Raw genomic sequence first — 22126 nt, 5'->3', positions numbered from 1 at the left:
GGCCCGCTTGGCCGGCAGCTCCGCCCGGCGCGGCGCGCGGCGCGCGCCGTCGGGGCTCAGCGGTCGAACCGCAGGGAGTTGCCCTCCGCGTCGCGGAACCGGCCCATGCCGATCATGAGCATGTCGATCAGCGACCAGATGCCGAGCCCGCCGCACGTGAAGAGCTTCGCGAGCCCGAGCCCGGTCTGGCCGAGATAGAAGCGGTCGGCCCCCAGCGTGCCCAGGAAATACGAGAGCAGGAAGAGCGTGGACTGGCTCTTCGTCGGGTATCCGACGGGCGCGTCCCGCCGGAGCACGAGCCCCTGCGCGTCCCGCATGGATCCGGTGCCGATCAGGATGAGATCGATGAGGCTCCAGAAGCCGAACCCGCCGCACGTGAGCAGCTTCAGCAGGCCCAGGCCGGTCTGGCCGAGATAGAAGCGGTCGGCGCCGAAGATGCCGAGGAAGGCGGCGAGCAGGAAGGTCGTCGCCTGGTCCTTGTCGGACCAGACCGCCATCCCGTCGGGGGGAGGCCCCATCATCGGTCCGCCGCCGAACCCCGGCGGGGGTGGACCCCAGCCGCCGCCGGGCGGCCCGCCCGGCGGGCCGGGCGGCGCGCCCCAGCCGGCTCCTGGCGGCGGATACCCCCCGCCCGGCGGCGGGTAGGAGCCTCCGGGCGGGTAGCCGCCTCCGAAGGGAGCGCCGCCGGGCGGCGCGCCCTGGCCGCCCGGCGGGCCCGATCCCCAGCCCCCGTTTCCGCCCCCGTTCCCCCAGCTTCCGCCCCCTGGCGGGACCCCGCCACCGCTCGTACTCATCCGTGTTTCCTCCAGCGGACGCGCCGGACGCGCCGGACGCGCCGGACGCGCCGGACGCGCCGGACGCGTGCGTCCGCGGTCGTCTGCCAACCTGGACCTTATCCTGGAATCGCAGCGCCAGGTGAGCGCCGGGCGCGCGCTCGGCTCGTGCCACGCGAAAATTCCTGGTGTATGCCGGACGCGCACCCTACCTTGGCGCCGAGCGGCCGCCGAGCGTGCCGCGGAGGCAGGCGCGTACGGCAATGAACAACACCACACAGTCCGATCGATGGCTGTCGTTTGCGCTCCGGGCGGGGCTCATCGCGCTGTTCTTCTGGATGGTGAAGGGGCTGCTCGTCCCGGTCCTGCTCGGCGGGCTGGTCGCGCTCCTCGTCTCCCCGCTCCAGCGGCGCCTCGCGCCTCGGCTCGGCCGCTTCCGCAAGTTCGCCCCCTCGATCTTCACGGCGAGCGTGATCGTCCTCGTGTGCATCCCGCTCGCGATCATCATCATCGAGGCCTCGGCCTCGATCAGCCGCTTCTTCTCCCGGGACTGGTCCAACACGATCGAGCGCGTCCAGGGCATGCTGAACGACGGGCGGCTCTCGGGGCTCCTCAACAGGGCCGGCTTGTCCGGCGACGACGTCCGCAATTACGTCAGCAACCTGTTCCAGCGGGTGGGCAGCTCCATCGCGGGCTTCGCGGGCGGCATGGTCGCGGCGGTGCCCCAGACGATCGTCGACGCCTTCCTGTTCATCGTGGCGCTCTACTACCTGCTCCGCGACGGCGGCCAGCTGCTGCGCTGGCTGCTCACCCAGTCGCCGTTCCGGCACGAGGAGACCGACGTCCTCTTCGCCTCGATCCAGGAGACGGTGAACGGCGCCGTCCTCGGCCTGCTCGCGACGTCCGCCGTCCAGGGGACGTTGACCACCATCGCGCTCTTCCTCTGCAAGGTGCCCGGCGCGCTGCTCTTCGGCCTCCTGGCCACGCTGCTCTCGCTGGTCCCGATGATCGGCACCACGCCGGTGACGCTGGGCGCGGCCGTCTACCTGTTCTTGATGGGCCGCATCGGCGGGGGCATCGGCATGTGCGCCGCGGCGGTCGTGATCGGGCTCTCGGACAACGTGATCCGGCCGTGGGTCCAGAGCTCGCACGGCGGGATGCACCCGCTCATCGCCCTGCTCAGCATCTTCGGCGGGCTCGAGTTCTTCGGCGCCGCCGGCATCTTCATCGGCCCGGTCCTGGCCGCCATCGTGCTCTGGGCGATCAACACCCGCGCGAGCATCCCGCGCGCGAGCCTCCCCGGCGCGAGCCTCCCGCCCGCCAGCCTGCCGCCCGGCGCGAGCGTCCCGCCGAGCGGGAGCGCCCCGCCGAGCGGGAGCGTCCCGCCCCGCAAGAGCATCCTGTAAGCGCCGCGGCCCCGGGGCGCCCTCGCGCCGCGGGCGGAGCTCACCAGCGCTCGATGCGGTACCCCCGCCGCTCGGCGACGCGGCGGAGCCTGGGGTCGGGGTTCACGGCGACCGGCTCCGCCACGAGCTCGAGCAGCGGCAGGTCGCTGATGCTGTCCGTGTAGAACGTCGCGTCCTCGAGCCGGAACCCCTGCGCGTCGGCCAGCGCCCGCGCGCGCGTGAGCTTGCCCTCGCCGAGGCAGAGCGGCGGCTCCGCGCGGCCGGTGAAGCGCCCGTGCTCGTCGACCTCGAGCACGGTCGAGACGACGTGCTCGATCCCGAGCCGCCTGGCCAGCGGGCGCGAGACGTAGAGGGACGCGCCGGTCACGATGGCGCAGAGGTCCCCGGCCGCCCGGTGCCGCTTCACGGCCGAGCGCCCGGCGTCGGTGATGTGCGGCTCGACGCAGCGCCGGAACCAGTCGTCGCAGCGGGCCGCGAGCACGGTCTCGGGCATGCCCCGCAGCGCGAGCAGCACCCGCGCGGAGACCTTCTCGGCGTCGAGGATGCCGAGCGTGTACTGCCCGACCCAGTAGAGGGCCTGCAGGAGATCGCGCGTCGTCGCCTCGCCGATCTCGCGCTGGTACTTCACGTAGAGGCTCGCCGTCTCCTTGCGGAGCAGCGTGCGGTCCATGTCGAACAGCGCCGCGCGCCGGCGCCGCGCCGGCGCCGCGCCGCGCGCCGCGTCGTCGACGTGGGAGCTCACGGCGACAGACCGTAGCCGCGGGCGAGCGTCAGGGAGAAGAGGTTGCAGGCCGCATGGAACAGGAGCGGCGCCCCGATTCCGCCGGTGCGCGCCCGCAGCCACCCGAAGAGGAGCGCCGGGAAGAAGACGGCGAGCCGCGCGGGGTGGCGGATCGTGAGCACGTGGCCGATCGCGAAGATCGCCGACGCGAGGAGCCACCCCCGGCCGAGCGCGGCGCCGAGGACGCGGAGGCGCCGCGGGAAGACGCGGTCGAGGGCGCTCTGGAGGTAGCCGCGGAAGAACGCCTCCTCCGGCAGCGCGACCACGAGGAGCTGCGCGGCGATCTCGTCGGCGGGCTCGGGGGGCAGGCGCGGCACGAACGGCGCGTCCGCGCCCCAGTACAGCCGGTAGCCCAGCCAGAAGGGCGGGAAGGTGACCGCCGCGGCCAGCGCCGCCCAGGCGACGGCGTGGAGGGCGGCGCGGGCGAGCCGCCTGGCCGACAGCGGCACCGGCTCGAGCAGCCCGCCGAGCGACAGCCCGTAGGCGCGGATCGTCGCCTCGTCGTACCGCAGCACGAGCAGGTACGTCGCCGCGAGGAAGGTGAGGCCGACCAGCGTGCCGGCGTAAGTGCTCGGCGCGGCGTAGGAGACCGCCGTCACCGCGGCGGTCGTGATCGCCGCGGCGAGCAGCGCGCGCGTGGCCGTCGGCTTGGGCGGCCGCGGGCGCTCGCCGGGGGGCGCGCCGGCGTCGGCCGTCGCGTCGCTGGCTCGGGGGGGCACGTCGCGGCTCGGTTCGATGGGGGTCGGCGGTTGCAAGGCGTCCTTGTCGCGGAGGGGCGTGCGCGCGGGCCGCGGCGCGCACCACGGCGAGCGCCCGCGGCCGCTCGCGCCCAGCGTAGCCGCGCGCGCGCCGGTCCGCGACGGTCAGCGCCGCGGCGCCGGGAGGCCTGCGCTGCTCACCGGTCCAGCCACCGCCCGAATTTTAGCCTTCCGGGCCGGTCACGTTAGAGTGCGGCCGCTGTGGCGTTTTCTCGTCTTCGCAGTCTGCTGAAGCCGCTGGCCTGCGCGCTGCTCACGTCGGTCGCGACGTTCTGTCCGGCGCCCGCGACGGCCGCATCGCCTTTCCTCACCACGCCAGAAGCGAGCGTCGCCGAGGCCTCCCCGGCGTACCGCTACGCCAACATGACGGACGAGGAGGTCATGGCCGAGCTGGATCGCCGGAAGATCCTGTACCTCGAGGTCGCCCACGCGCCCGGGGTGCGCGCGCCGATCCGGCTCACCGGTCGGCTGAACGGGGTGTACTTCCACTCGGTGCTCCCGCCCGAGCAGCGCGTGACGAGCATGTTCGAGATCCTGGACGCGCGGCTCGCGCTCGCGCTCGACGATTTCGCGGCCGTGCTGGCGCGACACGATATCGACGAGGTCGTCCATTACACGATGTACCGGCCGAACGTGCCGATGCCGGGCCGCGGCGGCGCTGGCGACGACGGCGATCACGGGCACGCCGTCGCCGCGGCGAAACCCTCGGACGCGGCGAAGCCCTCGGACGCGGCGAAGCTCTCGGACGCGGCGAAGCTCTCGGACGCGGCGAAGCTCTCGGACGCGGAGAAGCCCTCGGACGGCACCGGCGGCGAGGAGACGGCGAAGCCCGCGCCGGCCGTCGCGATCGGCGAGAAGGGGGCGCTCGACCTCACGTCGAAGGGCTCCGAGGAGCGACCGCGGCGCCTGAAGGAGAAGGGCGCCACGGAAGCCGGCGCCAAGAGGGAGGCGACGGAAGCCGGCGCCAAGAAGGGCGCCGCGGAAGCCGGCGCCAAGAAGGGCGCCGCGGAAGCCGGCGCCAAGAAGGGCGCCGCGGAAGCCGGCGCCAAGAAGGACGCGACGGAAACCGGCGCCAAAGAGAAAGGCGCTGCGGCGAGCCCTGGGGATAAGAGGGCTGCGGGGGCGGCTCCAACGAAGAAGGGCGCTGCGGAAGCGGTCGCGAAGGAGAAGAGCGCCGCGGAGCCCGTTGCGAAGGAGAAGAGCGCCGCGGAGCCCGTCGCGAAGGACAAGGGCGTCGCGGAGCCCGTCGCGAAGGAGAAGGGCGCCTTGACGCCTCTTCGAAGCGCCGCCTCCAAGGCGCCAGATCACCGGCCGAAGATGACCGCGGCGCGCCGCGGGCCGGCGAAGACGGCCGGCAAGGCCGGCGCCCGCCGCGTTGCGCGCCGGACGACCACCTCGGGGCGGTCGGCGGCTTCTCCCGCCAGCCGCCGCGGCGACGTCGCGCAGCGCAGCGACGTCTCACAGCGCAGCGACGTCGCGCCGCGCAGCGACGTCACGCCGCGCAGCGACGCAGTCCAGAAGCCGCGCGGCGCGTGGGCGCCGCCCGGCACGCGCCACCCCGCCGGCCTCGCCATCGACGTCGGCGCGCTGAAGAAGCGCGACGGCACCTGGATCAGCGTCGCGCGCCACTTCCACGGCCGCATCGGGGACAAGACGTGCGGCGAAGGCGCCCCCCAGCCCGAGCTCCCCGAAGCGCGCGAGCTCCGGTCCATCGTGTGCGAGGCGGCCGACCTCGGGATTTTTACATACGTTCTCACGCCCAATTTCAATGCGGCGCACGCCGACCATTACCACATGGAGATCAAGCCCGGCGTTCGGTGGTTCCTGTACCACTGAGCGCAGGCCGCGCGGTCAGCCGCTCCGCTGTACAGCACTGAACGGCGCGCAGCGCGCGACACTGCACATCCGTTGATTGCGCGACACCGACGAATTAAGCGCTTTGTGCGCGCAACTCTCGCCGCGAGAGCGACGACCCCCTTCCCGAACGAAGGCGCCGGCGCTCCGCCGCGCGCCCCCGCAAGGGAGGTCGACGGACCATGGTGTTGACGAAAGACGGACAGCCGCTCCCGGGGACTTCTTACCGCCTCCTCAGGAGGATCGGGGCAGGCTCGTGCTCCGAGGTCTTCGAGGCGACCGGGCGCCGCGGCGAGCTGCGGGCGCTCAAGCTGCTCCGCGCGATGCATGACGGATCGAGCGAGGTCGGGGCGCGCCTCGTCCAGGAGGGCCGCGCGCTCTCGGCGCTGAGCCACCCGCACGTCGTCAAGGTCGAGGAGGTCGGCGTGACGAGCGACGGCCGGCCGTTCCTCGTCATGCCGCGGCTCTTCGGCGAGACCCTGCGCGAGCGGCTCGACGCGCGCGGCCCGCTCCCGACGGCCGCCGCGGTGCGCATCGCCATCCAGGTGCTCGGCGGGCTCTCGGCGGCGCACCGCGCCGGCATCGTGCACCGCGACGTCAAGCCGGCGAACGTCTTCCTCGCGCAGGCGCGCGGCGGCGCGCAGGGCGCGGAGGGCGCGGAGAGCGCCGTGCTGATCGACTTCGGCATCGCGAAGGTGAGCTGCGACGGCCTCGAGCCGTCGACGGGCTCGCATGTCCTCGGCACGCCCCGTTACCTGTCGCCGGAGCAGATCCTCGGCGGGGAGATCGACGCGCGCACCGACGTGTACGCCGTGGGCCTCCTGCTGTTCGAGGCGATCACCGGGCGAGGGCCGTTCCATGTGGTGGACTCGATGGCGGTGATGCGGGCGCACCTGAACACGCCGGCGCCGCGCCTACGCTCGCTGCTCTGGGTGCCTCCGGCGCTCGATCACGCGGTCGCGCGCGCCCTCGAGAAGGCGCCGGGGCTCCGCTGGCAAACGGCGGACGCCATGGCCGCCGCGCTCGCGGAGGTGCAGGAAGACGGGGGAGGGGAGGCGCCGTCCCGCGGCGGCGGAGAGGGCGCCGCCCCGCAAGGCGGCGAGCGCAGCGCGCGGGCGCGGCTCGCGGCCGGAGGTGCGCGATGAGCGCCGCCGCGGCGGCGCTCTCCACGGCGGACACGTTGCTCTACGCGCGCGGCGCCTCGCTCGCCGCCCGGGCGGCTCCCGGCGCGGGCCTGCTCCGCGCGGCGGAGCCGCTCGCCGGCCCGCGCGCGCGGCCGCTGCGCGCGCTCGATGAGGGCGCGCCGCTCCCGGGCACGCCGTACGTCGTGGTGCGCCTCCTCGGCCAGGGCGGCATGGGCGAGGTGTACGAGGTCGAGCACCGCGAGCTCGGCCGGCGGTTCGCGGTGAAGGTGCTGCACCGGAGCCACGCCGGCCGCCGCGACCTCGCGGCGCGCCTCCGCGACGAGGCGCGCGCGATCGCCCGCCTGCGCCACCGGAGCCTCCCCGAGGTGTTCGACCTCGGCGCCACGGCCGAGGGCCGCGCCTACTTCGCCATGGAGCTCCTCGAGGGGCGCGACCTCAGGGCCGAGCTCGCGCGCCTCGGCGTGGTCGCGATCCCGACCGCGCTCGGCCTGGTCCAGCAGGCCCTCTCCGCGCTGTCGCTCGCGCACGCGGAGGGCATCGTCCACCGCGACCTCAAGCTCGAGAACCTGTTCCTGTGCGACGACGGCACGCTCAAGGTCCTCGATTTCGGCGTCGCGAAGCTCCTCCACGCCGGCGCCTCGCTGACCGCCCCGGACGCGGTCGTCGGCACCCCGAGGACGATGTCGCCCGAGCAGTGCGCGGCCCTGCCGATCGACCCGCGCGCCGACATCTACGCGATGGGCCTCGTCCTCTACGAGCTCGTCGCCGGGCGCGGCCCCTTCGACGAGCTGCGCGGCAAGCGCGACGCGCTCCGCTTCGCCCACTGCGAGCGCGAGCCGCCCCCGCCGTCGCGCCTCGCGCCGCAGCCGATCCCGCCCGCGCTCGAGCGGCTGATCCTGCGCGCGATCGCGAAGGCGCCGGAGCACCGCTTCCAGACGGCCGCCGACATGGAGGCCGCCGTGCGCCGGCTGCTCGACGGCGCGCGAGGCGGCGGCGCGCCCGCGGCGCCCGCGAGGGAGCTCACCCCGACGACGAGCGACGCGGCCGCGGCGTCCGCCGGCGCGGGCGGCGAGGCGTCCGCCGGCGCGGGCGGCGAGGCATCCGCCGGCGCGGGCGGCGAGGCATCCGCCGCGGCGCCGCGCCGCCGTCCGCCCGCGTCGCCCGCGCCCGCGTCGCCCGCGCCCGCGTCGCCCGTCGGCGGTCCGCGCGGCGCCGCGCGCCTCTCGCGCCGCCCGCGGCCGCGATCGCATAAGGCGCCGCGCGTTTGCCCGATGCACCGCCGCCCCGGCGCGGCGCCGCGCGCCCCCGCGCGCTGGGGGGTCGCGCTCGCCCTCTCCCTCGCGCTCGCCCTCTCCCTCGCGCTCGCCGCGCTCGGGCTCGCGCTCTCGCCGCGCTGGACCACGCGCGCCGAGCTCGCGCCGCCGCAGCCGCCGCCCGCCGCGGCGCCCGTGCGCTCGCCTGTAAGGTGACCTCGTCGAGCCCGTTCTCCTGTCGACACCGCGCAATCGCGGAGTGGAGGCACCATGGAACGGATGCGGAGCATCGGGCGGGCTTGTTTGGCGATGTCGCTCCTCGCGAGCGCGGCCGGCTGCGGCGGCAGGGGCGGCGCGTACCCGGCGGCGGATCCCGCCTCGGCGGCCCACGGCGACGCCGTCCCGAGCGGCGCTCATGACGCGTATTCCGCCGCGCCGGCGGCCGCGCCGCGCGGCGCGGCGTTCGAGCTCGGCACGACCGCCTCGACCGACACGTCCGGTGCTTCCCCCGGCGCCTTCGCCCCGGCCTCCCCGAGCCCGCCGCCCGGCGCGTTCGGCGATTCCTCTGTCCCCGCGCCGAGCGCCGAGCGCGCCGAGGGCGCCGCGCGCAGGGCGCCGAGCAGCCAGATCGCGCCGGAGCCGATCGATCGCCCTGGCCTCGGCACCGAGTGGGGCGAGACGCGCGTGTCCCGCATCTCCACCACGCCGTTCCTCCGGGCCGACGTCGAGCGGCCGTTCGCGGTCGCGAGCCTGTTCTACAACGACGCCGAGGGCGCCCGCGCCATGGCGGCCGCCTCCGGCTTCCGCCGCACGTCGCCGCAGGCCTTCACGCTCGCCGGCGGCGCCGTCGCCGTCGGCCTGCGCGGCGAGAGCGGCGGCTTCCTCAGCGGCTTCGTGGCCGGCGAGAAGAGCCACGTCGTCGGCGAGGCCGGCCAGCGTTACAGCATCGTCCTGCGCAACCTCACGCCGATCCGCATCGAGTGCGTCGTCTCGGTCGACGGCCTCGACGTGCTCGACGGCCAGCCCGCCGCGTTCAGCAAGCGCGGATACCTGATCGACCCCGACGGTGAGCTCGAGATCGACGGCTTCCGCCAGAGCCTGGACACGGTCGCCGCGTTCCGCTTCGGCTCCGTCCGCGGCTCCTACGCGAACCAGAAGCACGGCGACACGAGGAACGTCGGCGTGATCGGCGTGGCGCTCTTCCACGAGCGCGGCGCGACGCCCTGGACGCCGGCGGAGGTCCGCCGCCGCGAGGACGCGAACCCGTTCCCCGGGCAGTTCGCCACGCCCCCCGGCCGCTGAGCCGCGGCCTTTCCCGCGGCCGCCCGGGCCAGCGCGGCGCCGTCCGGAAAATCAAGCTCCCGCTCCGTCGCCCGCCGGGCTACGCCTCGGCGCAGTGTCTAGCCTCTTGAACCCGTCTCAACGTGCGGCCGTCGAGCACGAGCTCGGGCCAATGCTGGTGCTCGCCGGCGCAGGATCCGGCAAGACGCGCGTGGTCACCGCGCGCATCGCCCGCCTGCTCGACCGCGGCATCCCCGCGCGCTCGGTCCTGGCCATGACCTTCACCAACAAGGCCGCGGCCGAGATGCACGAGCGCGTCGGCAAGCTCATCGGCTCCAAGGTCGCGAAGGAGCTGAAGGTCTGCACCTTCCACCGCTTCGGCCTCGACGTGCTCGGCGCCGAGACCCGCGCCCTCGGCCTGCGCGGCAGCACCTTCGCCATCTTCGACCAGGCCGACGCGATGGGGGTCATCCGCGAGATCCTCCGCGAGCTCCGCGCCGGCAAGAGCTACGACGTCGGCGCCATCCTCTCGCGCATCTCGAACGCCAAGAACGCCTTCCTCGACCCCGAGTCGTGGGCCGAGGCGCAGCGGCAGGGCAAGGGCATCGACGACTACGACGAGATCTCGATGCTCGTCTACCCGCGCTACATGGCCGCGCTGCGCGGCTTCCAGGCGTTCGACTTCGACGATCTCATCTGCGAGGTGGTGCGCCTCTGGCAGACCCGCCCCGACGTCCTCGAGCGCTGGCGGATGCGCTACCGCTTCGTCATCGTCGACGAGTACCAGGACACGAACCGCGCCCAGCTGGAGCTCCTGCGCCTGCTCGCCGGCGAGCACCGCAACGTGGTCGTCGTCGGCGACGACGACCAGTCGATCTACGCCTGGCGCGGCGCCGACGTGCGCAACATCCTCGATTTCGAGGAGCATTTCGGCGGCGCGAAGGTCGTCAAGCTCGAGCACAACTACCGCTCCCGCAAGCCCATCCTCGACGTCGCGAACGCCGTGCTCGCCAAGTCGACCGCGCGGCGCCACGGCAAGACCCTCATCGCCACCCGCGTGGAGGGCGACAAGGTGCGGTCGATCATCTGCGTCGACCCCGACGTCGAGGCGAGCTTCGTGGCGACCGAGTCGCAGCGCCTGCTCGAGCGCGAGGGCGCGCGGCCGAAGGACATCGCCGTGCTGTACCGCTCGAACCTCCAGGCGGCCGCGATCGAGACGGCCCTCAAGGAGCGGCAGATCCCGATCCGCATGATCGGCGGCACGCAGTTCTTCGAGCGCAAGGAGGTGAAGGACCTCATCGCGTACCTGCGCGTCTCGCTGAACCCGAACGACGAGATGTCGCTGCGGCGCATCCTGAACTACCCGGCGCGCGGCATCGGCGAGGTCGCGATCTCCAAGCTCAGCGCCCACGCGACCGCGCACGACACCTCGCTCTGGACGGCGGTGTCGCGGCCGCACGCCGTGCACGAGCTCGGCGCCACCGCGATCGAGGGCTGCCGCCAGCTCGTGCGGATCATCGAGGGCACGCGCGCGCGGTTCGAGCGCGGCGAGGCCTCCGCGGAGGTCTCCCGCGCGCTGCTCGCCGACGCCGGCTTCAAGGAGGACATCATGGCCGGCTCGTCCACGAACAACGCCGCGGCGCGCCGCTGGGGCAACCTCGAGGGGCTGCTCAACGTCTTCGCGCGCCGCGACGAGCGGGGGAAGGGGGACCGCGAGAGCTTCGGCGAGTTCCTGCGGCTGCTCGCCCTGCGCCAGGAGTCCGAGGAGGAGGAGGCCACCGACCGGGTGACGCTCACCACGATGCACGGCGCGAAGGGCCTCGAGTTCCCCTTCGTGTTCGTGATCGGCCTCGAGGAGGGGCTCATGCCCCACCAGCGCAGCCTCGACGAGCGCGCCACGGACGCCGCCCCGATCTCCGCCGAGGGGGACGCGGCGGGCCACAGCATCGAGGAGGAGCGGCGGCTCTTCTACGTCGCGGTCACGCGCGCCCGCGACCGGCTCTACCTCACGCGGGCCAAGCACCGGGGCTCGCGCGGCAAGATGGTGCCGCGCACGCCGAGCCGGTTCGTGCTCGAGATCCCGCCCGAGCTCCTGGAGGAGCGCGAGGAGCTCGCGCCCGTCGCGCCGGGCATGGAGAAGGTCAAGGCGGGCGCGGCGAGCGTGCTGGCCGCGCTGGCGATGAACCCCTTCGCCGGGGATCCGCCGCTCATCCCGCGCCGCCGGTCCTGACCGGGCCGCCGGCGCGGGACGCAGCGGTCGCTCAGATGGCGGCGCCCTCGGCCGCGGCGAAGCCGACGCGGGTGATCTCCGGGGCGCCCTTGCGGGCCACGAAGTCGCGGAAGCTCTCGCCCTCGGCGCGCGAGCTCACGTAGTACCGCGCGATCGCCGCGACCACCTTGGGCGTCTCCTCCTCGGGGATGCGGCCGTCGAGGCGCTCGCCGATGCGCGCGCTCGGGCCGCAGCAGCCGCCCACCCGCAGCGAGTAGTGCGGGCGCTCGACGCCGTCCTTGCCCTTCACCATCAGGCCCGTCATCCCGATGTCCGCCACGTGGTGCTGGCCGCACGAGTTCGGGCAGCCCGAGATCTTGATGTCGAAGTCGCCGAGGGCGGCCACGAAGTCGTCCGCCTCCTGCCGGCTGCCGTTCGGCACGAGGTGCTCCCGGATGCGCGCCCCGACCTCCATGCTCTTCGTGATCGCGAGCGTGCAGTAGTCGCCGCCGGGGCAGGTCACCACGTCGGTGATGTGCCCCGCGTCCGCCTCGGCCAGGCCGATGCGGGACAGCTCGCGGTGCAGCTCGAGCAGCCGCCCCTCCGGCACCCAGCGCAGCACGAAGTTCTGCGTGTTCGTCGCCCGCACCTCGCCGTTGCCGAAGCGCCGGGCGAGGTCCGCGAGGCTCTTCAGCTGCTCGCTGGTGATGTCGCCGAGCGGCAGCTTCACCGTGGCCACGCGGTAGCCCGCCTGCGTCTGCGGGATCGTGTTGGTCCGCTTCCAGCGCGCGAACGCGCCGTCCCCGAGCGTCTCGCGCAGCGGCGCGAGCGGGGGCGGATCGCTCTCCCGGTACCCGGCCACGTGGCGCGCCAGCTCGCCCGCGAGCGCGTCGCCCCGCGCCGCCTTGATGCGGTCGAACTCCTCGTCGAGCCGGCGCAGGAACTCGGCCTCGCCGATCTTGCGCAGCAGGAACTTGAGCCGCGCCTTCTTCCGGTTCTTCCGCTCGCCGTCCCGGTGGAACACGCTCACCACGGCCTCACACGCCGGCAGCACGTCGGCCTCCGGGATGAACTCCCGCCAGAGATGCGCGATCTCCGGCGTCGAGCCGAGCCCGCCCGCCACGTAGACGGTGAAGCCCTTGCCCTGATCGCCGACCTTGGCCAGGAGACCGACGTCGTTGATCATGATCTGCGCGTGGTCGCGCGCGCTGCCCGACAGGCCCACCTTGAACTTCCTCGGCAGCCGGCGGTTGTGCTCGTGGAAGAGGAAGTGCTCGGTGATCGCGTGCGCGTAGGGCGTCACGTCGAACACCTCGTCCTCGACCACGCCCGCGAGGTGCGAGGCGGTGATGTTGCGGAGCGTGTCGGCGCACGCGCCGACCGTCGTGACGCCTGCGCGCACCAGCTCGCGCTGCAGGTCGATCGTCTCCTCGATTTCCAGGTAGTGGAGCTGGATGTCCTGGCGGGTTGTGACATGCGCCAGCCCGCGACCCCACCTCTCGGTCACTTCCGCGAGGGCTTCGAGCTGCGCTGCCGTCAGCTGTCCGCCAGGGATCTTGATGCGCTGCATGTGCTTCACGTGAGCGAGCTGCGCATAAACCCCCATGGCCAGCCGCAGCGGGCGGAACTGGTCAGGGGTCAGCTCACCACGTTTGAATTTGGCGACGTTCTCGGCGTGTTCGTCGATGGCCGCCGCAAGGCGCTCGACCTGTTGCAACATGACTGATGCTATTCCCTATATTTCCGACGCGTCAAGTGCGACAATTCGCGCGCCGGTGTATGGCACACCTGGCTGCCGGAACCCATGAAGACCGACCTGCCCAACTCGACCGACGCCGTGCACGCGGGGGTGCCCCGTGCGCGCCCGTCCCACACCCTCGCGCCCGCGATCGCGCAGACCGCGACGTACACGTTCGCTGACACGGCAGACCTCGAGCGTTACTTCTCCGGCGGCGACGTCGATCCGGAGCGGCAGGAGTACGGCCGTTACGGCAACCCCACGGTGCGCGAGGTCGAGCGGCGCATCGCCGCGCTCGACCGCGCCGAGGACGCCGTGCTCTTCGCGAGCGGCATGGCGGCGGTGACCACCACGGCGTTCGCCCTGCTCAAGGCGGGCGATCACGTGATCCTCTTCCGCGACGTCTACCGCCGCACGCGGCAGTTCGTGATCAACGTGCTCTCGCGGCTCGGCGTCGAGCACACGCTGATCGACCCCGGCGCCTTCGATCAGCTGGAGGCCGCGTTCCGGCCGCGCACCCGCTTCGCGCTGAGCGAGTCGCCGACGAACCCGTACCTGCACTGCATCGACCTCTCGCGCTTCGCCGACATCTGCAAGAAGGCGCGGGTGAAGACGGTCGTCGACGCGACGTTCGCCACGCCCTACAACTCGGACCCGATCGGCCAGGGCATCGACCTCGTCATCCACAGCGCCAGCAAGTACCTGTCCGGCCACAACGACGTCCTCGGCGGCGCCGTCTCCGGGTCGAGCGCGCTGATCTCGCTGGTCCGGGACCTGCGGAGCGTGCTCGGCGGCATCATCGACCCGCACGCCGCCGCGCTGATCGGCCGCGGCATGAAGACGCTCGCGCTCCGGGTCGAGCGGCAGAACGCGACGGGGCTCGCGATCGCCCGCGCGCTCGAGGCGCACCCCATGGTGGAGAGGGTGTTCTATCCGGGGCTCCCGTCGCACCCGGATCACAAGGTCGCGGCCGCGCAGATGCGCGGGTTCGGCGGCGTCGTGAGCTTCCTCGTGCGCGGCGGGCGCGCGGCGGCGTCGCGCGTCGTCGACGGCACCCGCATCGCCGCGATCGCGCCGAGCTTCGGCGGCGTGGAGACGCTCATCGAGCAGCCGTGCATCATGAGCTTCCACGAGCTCGACGACGAGCAGCTCGCCGCCATCGGCATCTCCCCCGCGCTGATCCGCCTCTCGGTGGGCGTGGAGGAGACCGAGGACGTCGTGAAGGACGTCCTCGGCGCGCTCGACGCGCTGGCGCGCTGACGCGCGGCCGGCTCCCCACACCGCGCTAGCTCCCCAGCTTCTTCAGCTTCCGCTGCAGCGTCCGCCGGTCGATCCCGAGCAGCTTCGCCGCGGTGGCCACCACGCCGCCCGACTCGCGGAGCGCGGCGCGGATCGCCTCGCGCTCGAGCTCGTCGAGCTTCAGGCTGCCCGGCGGCGGCGTCGGCGCGGACGACGGCGGGGGCCGCTGGCGCTCCCGGAGGCCCGCGGCCTCGCGCAGCAGCCGGTCGGCGTCCACGGGCTTGCTGAGCAGCGTGTCGGCGCCCTCGCGCATCGCCGCCACCGCGAGCGGGATGTCCCCGAACCCGGTCAGCATCACGATCGCCGCGTCCGGCTGCAGCCTGCGGTACTGGGCGAGCGCGCTCAGCCCGTCCCCGCGCGGCATCCGGTAGTCGATGACCACGAGGTCCACCGGCTCGTACTCGAGCGCGACCAGGCCCTCGTCGATCGTCGCCGCCGTCCGCGCCACGACGCCGCGGCGGCGCAGCGCGCCCTGCAGCGTCGTGCGGAACGCGTCGTCGTCGTCCACGAGGAGCGCGGTCTCGATCCTTCGCGTCATCTTCACCTCACGCCGCCCCGGCGCGGCCGAGCGCCGGGCGGAGATCCGCGTCCGTGGGGCCCGCGGCCGAGTCGAGGCGCAGGCAGAGCGTCGCCTTGGCGCCGCCGGTCTCGACGCTCTCCATGCGCAGCACGGCGTTCATGCGGGAGGCCATCATCGAGCTGATGTAGAGCCCGAGCCCCATCCCGCCCTGGGACATCTTCGTCGTCTGGAACGGCTCCCCGAGCCGCCCGGCGATCTCGGGGGTGAGCCCCGGACCGCTGTCCGAGACCGCGATCTCGCACACGTCGCCGCGCTCGACCACGCTCACCTCGATCCGCTGCTCGGCCGCGTCGGCCGTCGCCTCCGCGGCGTTGGCGAGCAGGTTGACGAGCACCTGGCAGAGCGCCGGCCGGAGCACGCTCGCGTGCACGGGCCGCGGCGTGTCGAAGGCGAGCTCGCCCCGGTAGCCGAGCCGCGCGAGCTCCACCTTCGCGAGATCGCGCACGAACCGCGAGAGCTCCAGCGGCTCCAGGCGCTGGTCGAGCCGGATCTGCCCGCGCATCAGGCTGATGATGTCGCTCGCCCGCCGCGCCTCGCCGGCCACGGTCTCGGCCAGACGCGCCGCGTCCTCGGAGCCCGTCTCCCGCGCCACGTCGACGAGGTCCTTGCTCGCGAGCAGGATCGTCGCGAGCGGCGTGCTCAGCTCGTGCGACATGCCGCCGACCATGCGCCCGAGCATCGCCAGCCGCTCGTTCCGCTGGCTCTGCTGCCGGAGCTCCTCGAGCCGGTGCGCGTAGACCACGACGAAGAAGCCGAGGAACAGCGTCAGCGACGTGAGCGAGACGAGGTCGCCGAGCTGCCGGATGCGGTCGCTGCCGAGCGACGCGGAGCCGAGCGGCAGCGGCGCCGCGTGTGTGAGCACGCCGATCGCGGTCAGCGTCAGCAGGCCGACGAGCACCGTCGTGCGGCGCGGGCAGAGCAGGCCGGAGAGGGCGATGTGGAACGTGAGGAAGACGGCGAACGGGTTCTCCAGCCCGCCCGAGAACCAGAGCATCCAGGCGTTCGCGATCACGTCCCCCACGAGCTGGGCGCGCGCGAGGTCCCGCGCGGGCTCGCGCGCCGCGCCCTCGCCCCCCGCGAGCCGGCGCGCGCGGAACAGCCGGAAGATCCAGGCGAGGTTCGCCGCCGTGATCGCAGCGATGCCGAGGACGAGCGGCCCGAGCCGGAGCTCCGGCACGAGCTTCCTGCTCGCGACCGTCGTCGCGATCATCCCGGCGATCGCGACCCACCGCAGCTGGATCAGCCACCGATCGGCCGTCTCCCAGGACGGGGGTTTCGGCCCGGACAGAAGCACCGCGAGCCGGCGCCGCGCCGGGGGCGGCGAGCTGCTCTTGGCGGGGTCGGGGCCCACGTCAAGCGACCATGGCTGGGAGGAGGATTGCATCCGCGCGCGGACAGGGAGGGCTTTCCAGGGCGCCGTCGAGGTGCCCCGGATTCAAGTCCGGAGCAACCTGCCGACGCCGCCCTGCATCCCCTCCCTTGTACCGCGCACGCATGCTGCGGGCACGCTCGAGGTGCGCCCGGGCCCCCGCGGCGGAGGCGCCGCGAAAAACCCGGGCGATTTCGGTAACTTGGGATATGTGTGCTGGCTTACGTGAGCCGGGATTCCGAGGACGCCCGGCCCCTGCCGCTACTCGGTGTGCTGGGGCTTCGGGGCCGGCGGAGCCGCCTTGTCCCTGTGCGGCCGCTTCACGCGCCAGTCGTCGGCCGCGCGTTTCCCGTCGAACGGCGCCTTGATGTCCGCGGGCCGCGCGGCCTCGATCTCCTCGGCCCGCCCGCGGTTGTTCGTGTCGAACATCGTGAAGCTGATGAAGACCGCGAGGAAGATGACGGACGACAGGAAGATCAGGGTGTGGAACTTGTGGTCCCACTTGAGGTGCATGAAGATGAGGGCAACGACGCCCGCCTTCGCGGTCGCGATGAGCAACGCGAGGGCGAGGTTGGCCGCGCCGAGATCGACGTAGCTCGCCCCCACGGTGACGACCGTGAGCACGAGCAACGCGAGCCACGTCGCGATGTAGACCTTGAGCGGCAGGACGTGCGGCACGTGGTCCGTGCCGTGCCCGTGGCCATGTCCGTGCCCCTCAGCTGCTTCTGCGTGTGTCGACATGCTGTCCTCTGAGCCTCAGCCCACCAGGTAGAGGAGGGGGAAGAGATAGATCCAGATGAGGTCGACGAGGTGCCAGTACAGCCCCACCCCTTCGACCGGCGAATAGTAACGGCTCGAGAACTCCCCCCGCTGGTTGCGGATCAGGATCCACGTGATGAGCCCCATCCCGATGACGACGTGCAGGCCGTGGATGCCGGTCATCATGAAGTAGATGGCGAAGAAGGTCCCGGCGTGGGCCGTCGTGAACCCCTGCGCGGTGAAGTACTGCCCGGGCAGGAGGCCGTCGTGGAACTTGTGCGCGTACTCGAAGTACTTGATGACGAGGAAGACCCCGGCGCAGAGCAGCGTCACCGCGAGCAGCCGCGTCGTGTTCTTCCGGTCGCTCTTCTGCGCCGACCGGACGGCGAGCGCCATCGTCAGGCTGGAGCAGATGAGCACCACCGTGTTGATGCCGCCCATCACCTTGTCGAGGTGGTGGTGGGCTTCCACGAAGGAGTCGAAGAACCAGGTCCGGAAGATCGCGAACGCGCAGAAGAGCCCCCCGAACAGGAGGATCTCGGTGACCAGGAAGAGCCATACGCCCATCCTGCCCGCGTCGAACTGCGTGTCCGCGGAGTCGAAATGGTGGGCGACATGGAAGTCGGGGGACAGGACCTGCCCTGCCCCTTTCGGCCGCTCGGCGGCCTCGGCGTGCGCGCTCATGCGTTCTCCGTATTGAAGTCGTATGCGCCCTTGGTCACGACCGGGGTGCGGACGAAGTTCTCGGTGATGGGCGGGGAGACGGTGGTCCACTCCAGGCTGAGCCCGCCCCAGGGGTTCGCCGGGGCCGGCGCGCCGGAGCGCAGCGACTTGATGAAGCAGATGAGCATCACCAGGACGCCGGCGCCCAGGATCCACGAGCCCACGGTCGAGAAGGCGTGCAGCGGCTGGAACTGGTCGAGGTAGTTGTAGTAGCGGCGCGGCATCCCGCGGCTGCCCAGGACGAACTGCGAGAAGAACGTGACGTTGAACCCGATGAAGACGAGCACGCAGGCGATGGCGGCGAGCCGCTCGGAGTACATCTTCCCCGTGATCTTGGGCCACCAGTGGTGGAGCCCGCCGAAGTAGGCGATGACGGTGCCGCCCACCATCACGTAGTGGAAGTGCGCGACCACGAAGTACGTGTCGTGCAGGTGCAGGTCGACGCTGAGCATCCCGAGGAAGACGCCGGTGAGGCCGCCGATCGAGAAGAGGACGAGGAACGACAGCGCGTACAGCATCGGGGCGTTGAAGCTGATCGAGCCGCGCCACAGCGTGGCGGTCCAGTTGAAGATCTTCACCCCGCTGGGGATGGCGACGAGGAAGGTCAGGAACGAGAAGATGATCGCGGCGAGCTCGCTCTGGCCGGAGGTGAACATGTGGTGGCCCCACACGAGGAAGCCGACCAGGGCGATGGCGACGCTGGAGAAGGCGATCGCCTTGTAGCCGAAGACCCTGCGCCGCGCGTGGACGGCGATGAGCTCGCTGATGATGCCCATGCCCGGCAGGATCATGATGTACACGGCCGGGTGGCTGTAGAACCAGAAGAAGTGCTGGTAGAGCACCGGGTCGCCGCCGAGCGCCGGGTCGAAGATGCCGATGCGGAACGCGCGCTCCGCCATGAGCAGGAGGAGCGTGATGCCGAGGACCGGCGTCGCGAGGATCTGGACGATGCTGGTCGCGTAGATCGCCCAGAGCATGAGCGGCATCTTGTACCAGCCCATCCCGGGCGCCCGGAGCTTGTGCATCGTGACGATGAAGTTCAGGCCCGTGAGCACGCTCGAGAAGCCGAGGATGAAGACGCCGAACGTGACGCTGAGGACCGACGTCGTGGTCACCGTGCTCGAGTACGGCACGTAGAACGTCCAGCCGGTGTCGATGCCGCCCGTGAGGAGCGAGGAGAGCGTGAAGAGGGCGCCGATCCAGTAGAGGTACAGGCTGAGGAGGTTCAGCTTGGGGAAGGCGACGTCCTTCGCGCCGATCATGATCGGCAGGAGGAAGTTGCCGAGGGCGCCGGGGATGCTCGGGATGATGAACAGGAACGTCATCACCGCGCCGTGCAGCGTGAACATCTGGTTGTAGGTGTTCGCGCTCATGATCGTGGCCTTCGGCGTCAGGAGCTCGAGCCGGAGGATGAGCGCGAAGACCCCGCCCATCAGGAACGCGATGAACGTGCTGGCGAGGTACATCAGGCCGATCCGCTTGTGATCGACCGTGGTGAGCCACGACATGACCCCGCTCTTGGCCCGGATGTAATCGGCTCCGTGGCCGCCGTGGGGCGCCGTGTTGACGTCAAGGGTGGTTACGCTCTGCGACATGACTGCTTCTCCCCGGCGCTCACTTCACCGTCTTCAGGTAAGCGATGAGCGCATCCACTTCTCTGTCCTTCAGGAGCCCCTTGAAAGAAGGCATGACCGGCGGGTACCCGCGCACGATCTGGCCCTGCGGGTTGAACAAGCTCTCGCGGAAGTAGTTCTCGTCCGCCGTGACCTTCGACCCGTCCGCGAGCTCCTCCTCGCGGCCGAACAGGCCCTTCAGCGTCGGGCCCTGGATGCGCGTGCCGTCGAGCGAGTGACAGGTGGCGCAGGCCCGCTTCACGAAGAGCGCCTTGCCGAGCTCCTCGGGCGGGAGGTCGCTGTTGTTGCTCCCCTCGAGCCACTTCTCGAAGTCCGACGCCTCCAGCACCTTGACGGTGGCCAGCATGTCGGAGTGGCCCGAGCCGCAGTACTCCGTGCAGAGGAGCACCGTCTCGCGCACGTCCGTCGCCTCGAACCAGACCGACGTGTACGAGCCCGGGACCACGTCCTGCTTCACCCGGAACTCCGGGATGTAGAAGCTGTGGAGGATGTCCTTCGAGCTCAGGATCATGCGCACCGGGCGCCCGCGCGGCACGGCGAGCTCGTTCACCGTCGTCGTCCCGTCGGGGTAGGTGAACGTCCAGATGTACATCTCGCCCGTGGCGTTGATCTCGTAGGCCTCGGCCGGCGCCACCGAGGCGTGCACGTAGCCGCGCATGCCCACGAAGAAGAGCGCGATCACGATGGCGAGCGGGATCAGCGTCCAGACGACCTCGACCGTCGTGCTGTGGTCGATGGGGCTCGTCTTATCGTTCTCGGTGCGCCGCCGGTACTTGAGGGCGAACCACACGACCGCCCCGACGACCAGGATGAAGAAGAGGACGGAGACCCAGTAGGCCGCAGCCCAGCCGGCGTCGATGTGCTCCGCGAGCGTCGAGCCCTGTCGGGGCAACCAGAAGGAGCCGAGTTCGATCGGGTTGTTCATCACCATAGTTGTGGCTCCGCCACCTTGTATTCTAGGAAGCCTCGTTGGTTCGCGCCTGCAGGCGAGAACGGGAGCGTTCCACCCGCCAGAAGCGGATGAGCCAGAGGGCGAGCAGCGCGACGGTGACGGCGCCCGCCGCCATCATCAGCCGCTTCGTCGCGAGGACGTACCCCCGAGCGTTGGGATCGTAATGGAAACAGAACAGGAGCACCCGATCCCAGGCGCTCCCGACCTGCCCTCCGCCTGCTTCGCGCAGCGCGAGGCCGAAGTTCTTCTGGGGAAACGAGATGCCGTAGAGCGTGCGCGAGAGGCGCCCGTCCGGCGTGAAGATGAAGGCGCCCGCCGCGTGGGCGTACTGGTTCGTCGTGTCGTCCCATCGGTAGCCGAAGCCCACGGTGTCGGCGAGCGCGCGCACCGACGCCTCGTCTCCGACGAGGAAGTCGAAGCCGTCGCCGGTGACGGGCCTCCCGTAGGCCTCAATATAGTTCGCTCGCTTCTTGCGCGCAGCTTCGGGCGTATCGCGGGGGTCGAAGCTCACGACGAGGGCGCGGTACTCCTTGCCCGCGGTCCACTCGCTCTCCTTCATGGCCTGCAGCACGCCGTTCAGGACCAGCGAGCACAACATGGGGCACTCGAAATACCCCAGCACGAGGACGAGGGGTTTGTCGCCCGCCGCGTACCGCCCGAGCTCGACCGTCTGCCCAGACTGGTCCCGGAGCTGTAACGCGCGCGGGAGCTGGGCTCCCGGCCGCTCCACGATGTCGATTCCGGCGAGCTCAGGCGGGATGGTGGTGTCGGCTGCGCGCGCGCTCCGGGTCGGGGGGACGACCAGGAGCGCGCACAAGGCGAGCAGGGCGAACAGCGGGCGGGACATCACTGCGTGGGTGCTGCGGGTGCTGGGCTGGCGGGCTTGGGCGCCGCGCCTTCGGGCTTGACAGGCTTGTCCGTCTGGGGCTTGGCGCCCTCGGGCTTGGTGGCGTCGGCGGGCTTGGCGTCGCCGGGCTTGGTGGCGTCGGCAGGCTTGGCATCGCCGGGCTTGGTGGCGTCGGCGGGCTTGGCGTCGCCGGGCTTGGTGGCATCGGCGGGCTTGTTCGCGCCGTCGCCCTGCGAGGGCGCGCCGCTCTCGGCGTTCGGCGTCGCCGCCTCGTCGGGCTTCGTGTTGCTGTCCTCGGGCTTCGCCGGGTTCGGCGCCGCGCCGGGCAAGGGCAGGCCGATGCGCTTCTCCTGGTAGTCCTTGAGGGTGAGCGCGACGGCCTGATCGACCGGGATGCGGACGACGCCGTCCTTCTCGCTCGCCCACTGGTACCGGGTGAGCCGCTCCTGCTCCATGGCCCGCAGGCCGCGGAGGGTGCTGTTCGGCGGCTCGAGCACCTTGCTCGAGATCTCCCGCTCCATCGTCGCCTTGAAGATCTCGTTCACGAAGATCACGGTCACCACGAGGGTGATCAGCGTGGCCACGACGATCGCGAAGAGGCGCGCGTTGTTGGGGCGATCCGGCTCGGCGTGCTCACCCTCGATGTGCTCGCCGTGGGCGCCCTCGACGTGCCCCGCCCCGGCGTTCCCCGCCGCGGGGTTCCCCGTCAAGGGGTACACGGCCTTGGCCACTGCGGTCGCTGCTTTGTCGGTCGCTTTGCTCATG

At 72.0% G+C, this 22126-nt stretch carries 19 protein-coding genes; 7 read left to right on the top strand and 12 right to left on the bottom strand.

What is annotated here, in order from left to right; genetic code table 11:
* Positions 1 to 56: 56 nt before the first annotated feature.
* Positions 57 to 794, bottom strand: coding sequence for a TM2 domain-containing protein (locus WMF43_RS42480; RefSeq protein WP_437673738.1), 738 nt, complete (start codon positions 792 to 794; stop codon positions 57 to 59).
* A gap of 242 nt (positions 795 to 1036) precedes the next feature.
* On the opposite strand from WMF43_RS42480, the gene WMF43_RS42475 reads away from it, so the two are divergent.
* Positions 1037 to 2179, top strand: a complete 1143-nt coding sequence (locus tag WMF43_RS42475) for an AI-2E family transporter (RefSeq protein WP_437673736.1) — start codon at positions 1037 to 1039, stop codon at positions 2177 to 2179.
* 40 nt (positions 2180 to 2219) lie between these two features.
* Here WMF43_RS42475 and WMF43_RS42470 read toward each other — a convergent pair whose 3' ends face one another.
* Positions 2220 to 2921, bottom strand: a complete 702-nt coding sequence (locus WMF43_RS42470; RefSeq protein ID WP_437673734.1) for an HAD family hydrolase — start codon at positions 2919 to 2921, stop codon at positions 2220 to 2222.
* Positions 2918 to 3715 (bottom strand): myxosortase MrtC, encoded by a 798-nt coding sequence (gene mrtC, locus WMF43_RS42465; protein WP_437673732.1) that lies wholly within the window; start codon positions 3713 to 3715, stop codon positions 2918 to 2920. Before mrtC ends, WMF43_RS42470 begins: the two co-directional genes overlap by 4 nt.
* A 204-nt stretch (positions 3716 to 3919) precedes the next feature.
* On the opposite strand from mrtC, the gene WMF43_RS42460 reads away from it, so the two are divergent.
* From WMF43_RS42460 to WMF43_RS42440, 5 genes are all read left to right on the top strand, one after another.
* The gene (locus WMF43_RS42460) at positions 3920 to 5554 is read left to right on the top strand and encodes an extensin family protein (protein WP_437673730.1); all 1635 of its coding nucleotides are present in this window, start codon (positions 3920 to 3922) and stop codon (positions 5552 to 5554) included.
* A 200-nt stretch (positions 5555 to 5754) separates the two neighbouring features.
* Positions 5755 to 6717, top strand: a complete 963-nt coding sequence (locus WMF43_RS42455) for a serine/threonine-protein kinase (RefSeq protein WP_437673728.1) — start codon at positions 5755 to 5757, stop codon at positions 6715 to 6717.
* Positions 6714 to 8186, top strand: coding sequence for a serine/threonine-protein kinase (locus WMF43_RS42450; protein WP_437673726.1), 1473 nt, complete (start codon positions 6714 to 6716; stop codon positions 8184 to 8186). The genes WMF43_RS42455 and WMF43_RS42450 overlap by 4 nt, the downstream gene beginning before the upstream one ends.
* A gap of 93 nt (positions 8187 to 8279) precedes the next feature.
* A complete protein-coding gene (locus tag WMF43_RS42445; protein ID WP_437684203.1) occupies positions 8280 to 9272 on the top strand; it encodes a hypothetical protein in 993 nt (330 codons plus the stop codon).
* A 94-nt stretch (positions 9273 to 9366) separates the two neighbouring features.
* A complete protein-coding gene (locus WMF43_RS42440) occupies positions 9367 to 11481 on the top strand; it encodes an ATP-dependent helicase (protein WP_437673725.1) in 2115 nt (704 codons plus the stop codon).
* Positions 11482 to 11512: 31 nt separating this feature from the next.
* On the opposite strand, the gene WMF43_RS42435 is transcribed toward WMF43_RS42440, so the two are convergent.
* Positions 11513 to 13180: a nitrite/sulfite reductase gene (locus tag WMF43_RS42435; protein WP_437673723.1), complete on the bottom strand. Its 1668-nt coding sequence runs from the start codon at positions 13178 to 13180 to the stop codon at positions 11513 to 11515.
* Between the two features lie 84 nt (positions 13181 to 13264).
* On the opposite strand from WMF43_RS42435, the gene WMF43_RS42430 reads away from it, so the two are divergent.
* Positions 13265 to 14458, top strand: a complete 1194-nt coding sequence (locus WMF43_RS42430; protein WP_437673721.1) for a trans-sulfuration enzyme family protein — start codon at positions 13265 to 13267, stop codon at positions 14456 to 14458.
* A 25-nt stretch (positions 14459 to 14483) separates the two neighbouring features.
* Here the strand turns inward: WMF43_RS42430 and WMF43_RS42425 are convergent, their stop codons facing one another.
* From WMF43_RS42425 to WMF43_RS42390, 8 genes are all read right to left on the bottom strand, one after another.
* The gene (locus WMF43_RS42425) at positions 14484 to 15035 is read right to left on the bottom strand and encodes a response regulator transcription factor (protein ID WP_437673719.1); all 552 of its coding nucleotides are present in this window, start codon (positions 15033 to 15035) and stop codon (positions 14484 to 14486) included.
* A 7-nt stretch (positions 15036 to 15042) separates the two neighbouring features.
* On the bottom strand, positions 15043 to 16428 hold the full coding sequence (locus WMF43_RS42420) for an ATP-binding protein (RefSeq protein ID WP_437673717.1): 1386 nt from the start codon (positions 16426 to 16428) through the stop codon (positions 15043 to 15045).
* 279 nt (positions 16429 to 16707) lie between these two features.
* A complete protein-coding gene (locus tag WMF43_RS42415) occupies positions 16708 to 17187 on the bottom strand; it encodes a cytochrome C oxidase subunit IV family protein (RefSeq protein ID WP_437673716.1) in 480 nt (159 codons plus the stop codon).
* 15 nt (positions 17188 to 17202) lie between these two features.
* Positions 17203 to 17889: a cytochrome c oxidase subunit 3 family protein gene (locus WMF43_RS42410; protein ID WP_437673714.1), complete on the bottom strand. Its 687-nt coding sequence runs from the start codon at positions 17887 to 17889 to the stop codon at positions 17203 to 17205.
* Positions 17886 to 19523, bottom strand: coding sequence for a cytochrome c oxidase subunit I (gene ctaD / locus WMF43_RS42405; RefSeq protein WP_437673712.1), 1638 nt, complete (start codon positions 19521 to 19523; stop codon positions 17886 to 17888). Before ctaD ends, WMF43_RS42410 begins: the two co-directional genes overlap by 4 nt.
* A 19-nt stretch (positions 19524 to 19542) precedes the next feature.
* Positions 19543 to 20487, bottom strand: coding sequence for a cytochrome c oxidase subunit II (gene coxB / locus WMF43_RS42400; protein WP_437673710.1), 945 nt, complete (start codon positions 20485 to 20487; stop codon positions 19543 to 19545).
* 31 nt (positions 20488 to 20518) lie between these two features.
* Positions 20519 to 21361: an SCO family protein gene (locus tag WMF43_RS42395; protein ID WP_437673708.1), complete on the bottom strand. Its 843-nt coding sequence runs from the start codon at positions 21359 to 21361 to the stop codon at positions 20519 to 20521.
* Positions 21361 to 22125: a hypothetical protein gene (locus WMF43_RS42390; protein ID WP_437673706.1), complete on the bottom strand. Its 765-nt coding sequence runs from the start codon at positions 22123 to 22125 to the stop codon at positions 21361 to 21363. Before WMF43_RS42390 ends, WMF43_RS42395 begins: the two co-directional genes overlap by 1 nt.
* Position 22126 lies beyond the last annotated feature (1 nt).

This window comes from Sorangium sp. So ce131, from assembly GCF_051519095.1.
GTDB lineage: Bacteria > Myxococcota_A > Polyangia > Polyangiales > Polyangiaceae > Sorangium.
This window is presented reverse-complemented; position numbering and strand designations above follow the sequence as displayed.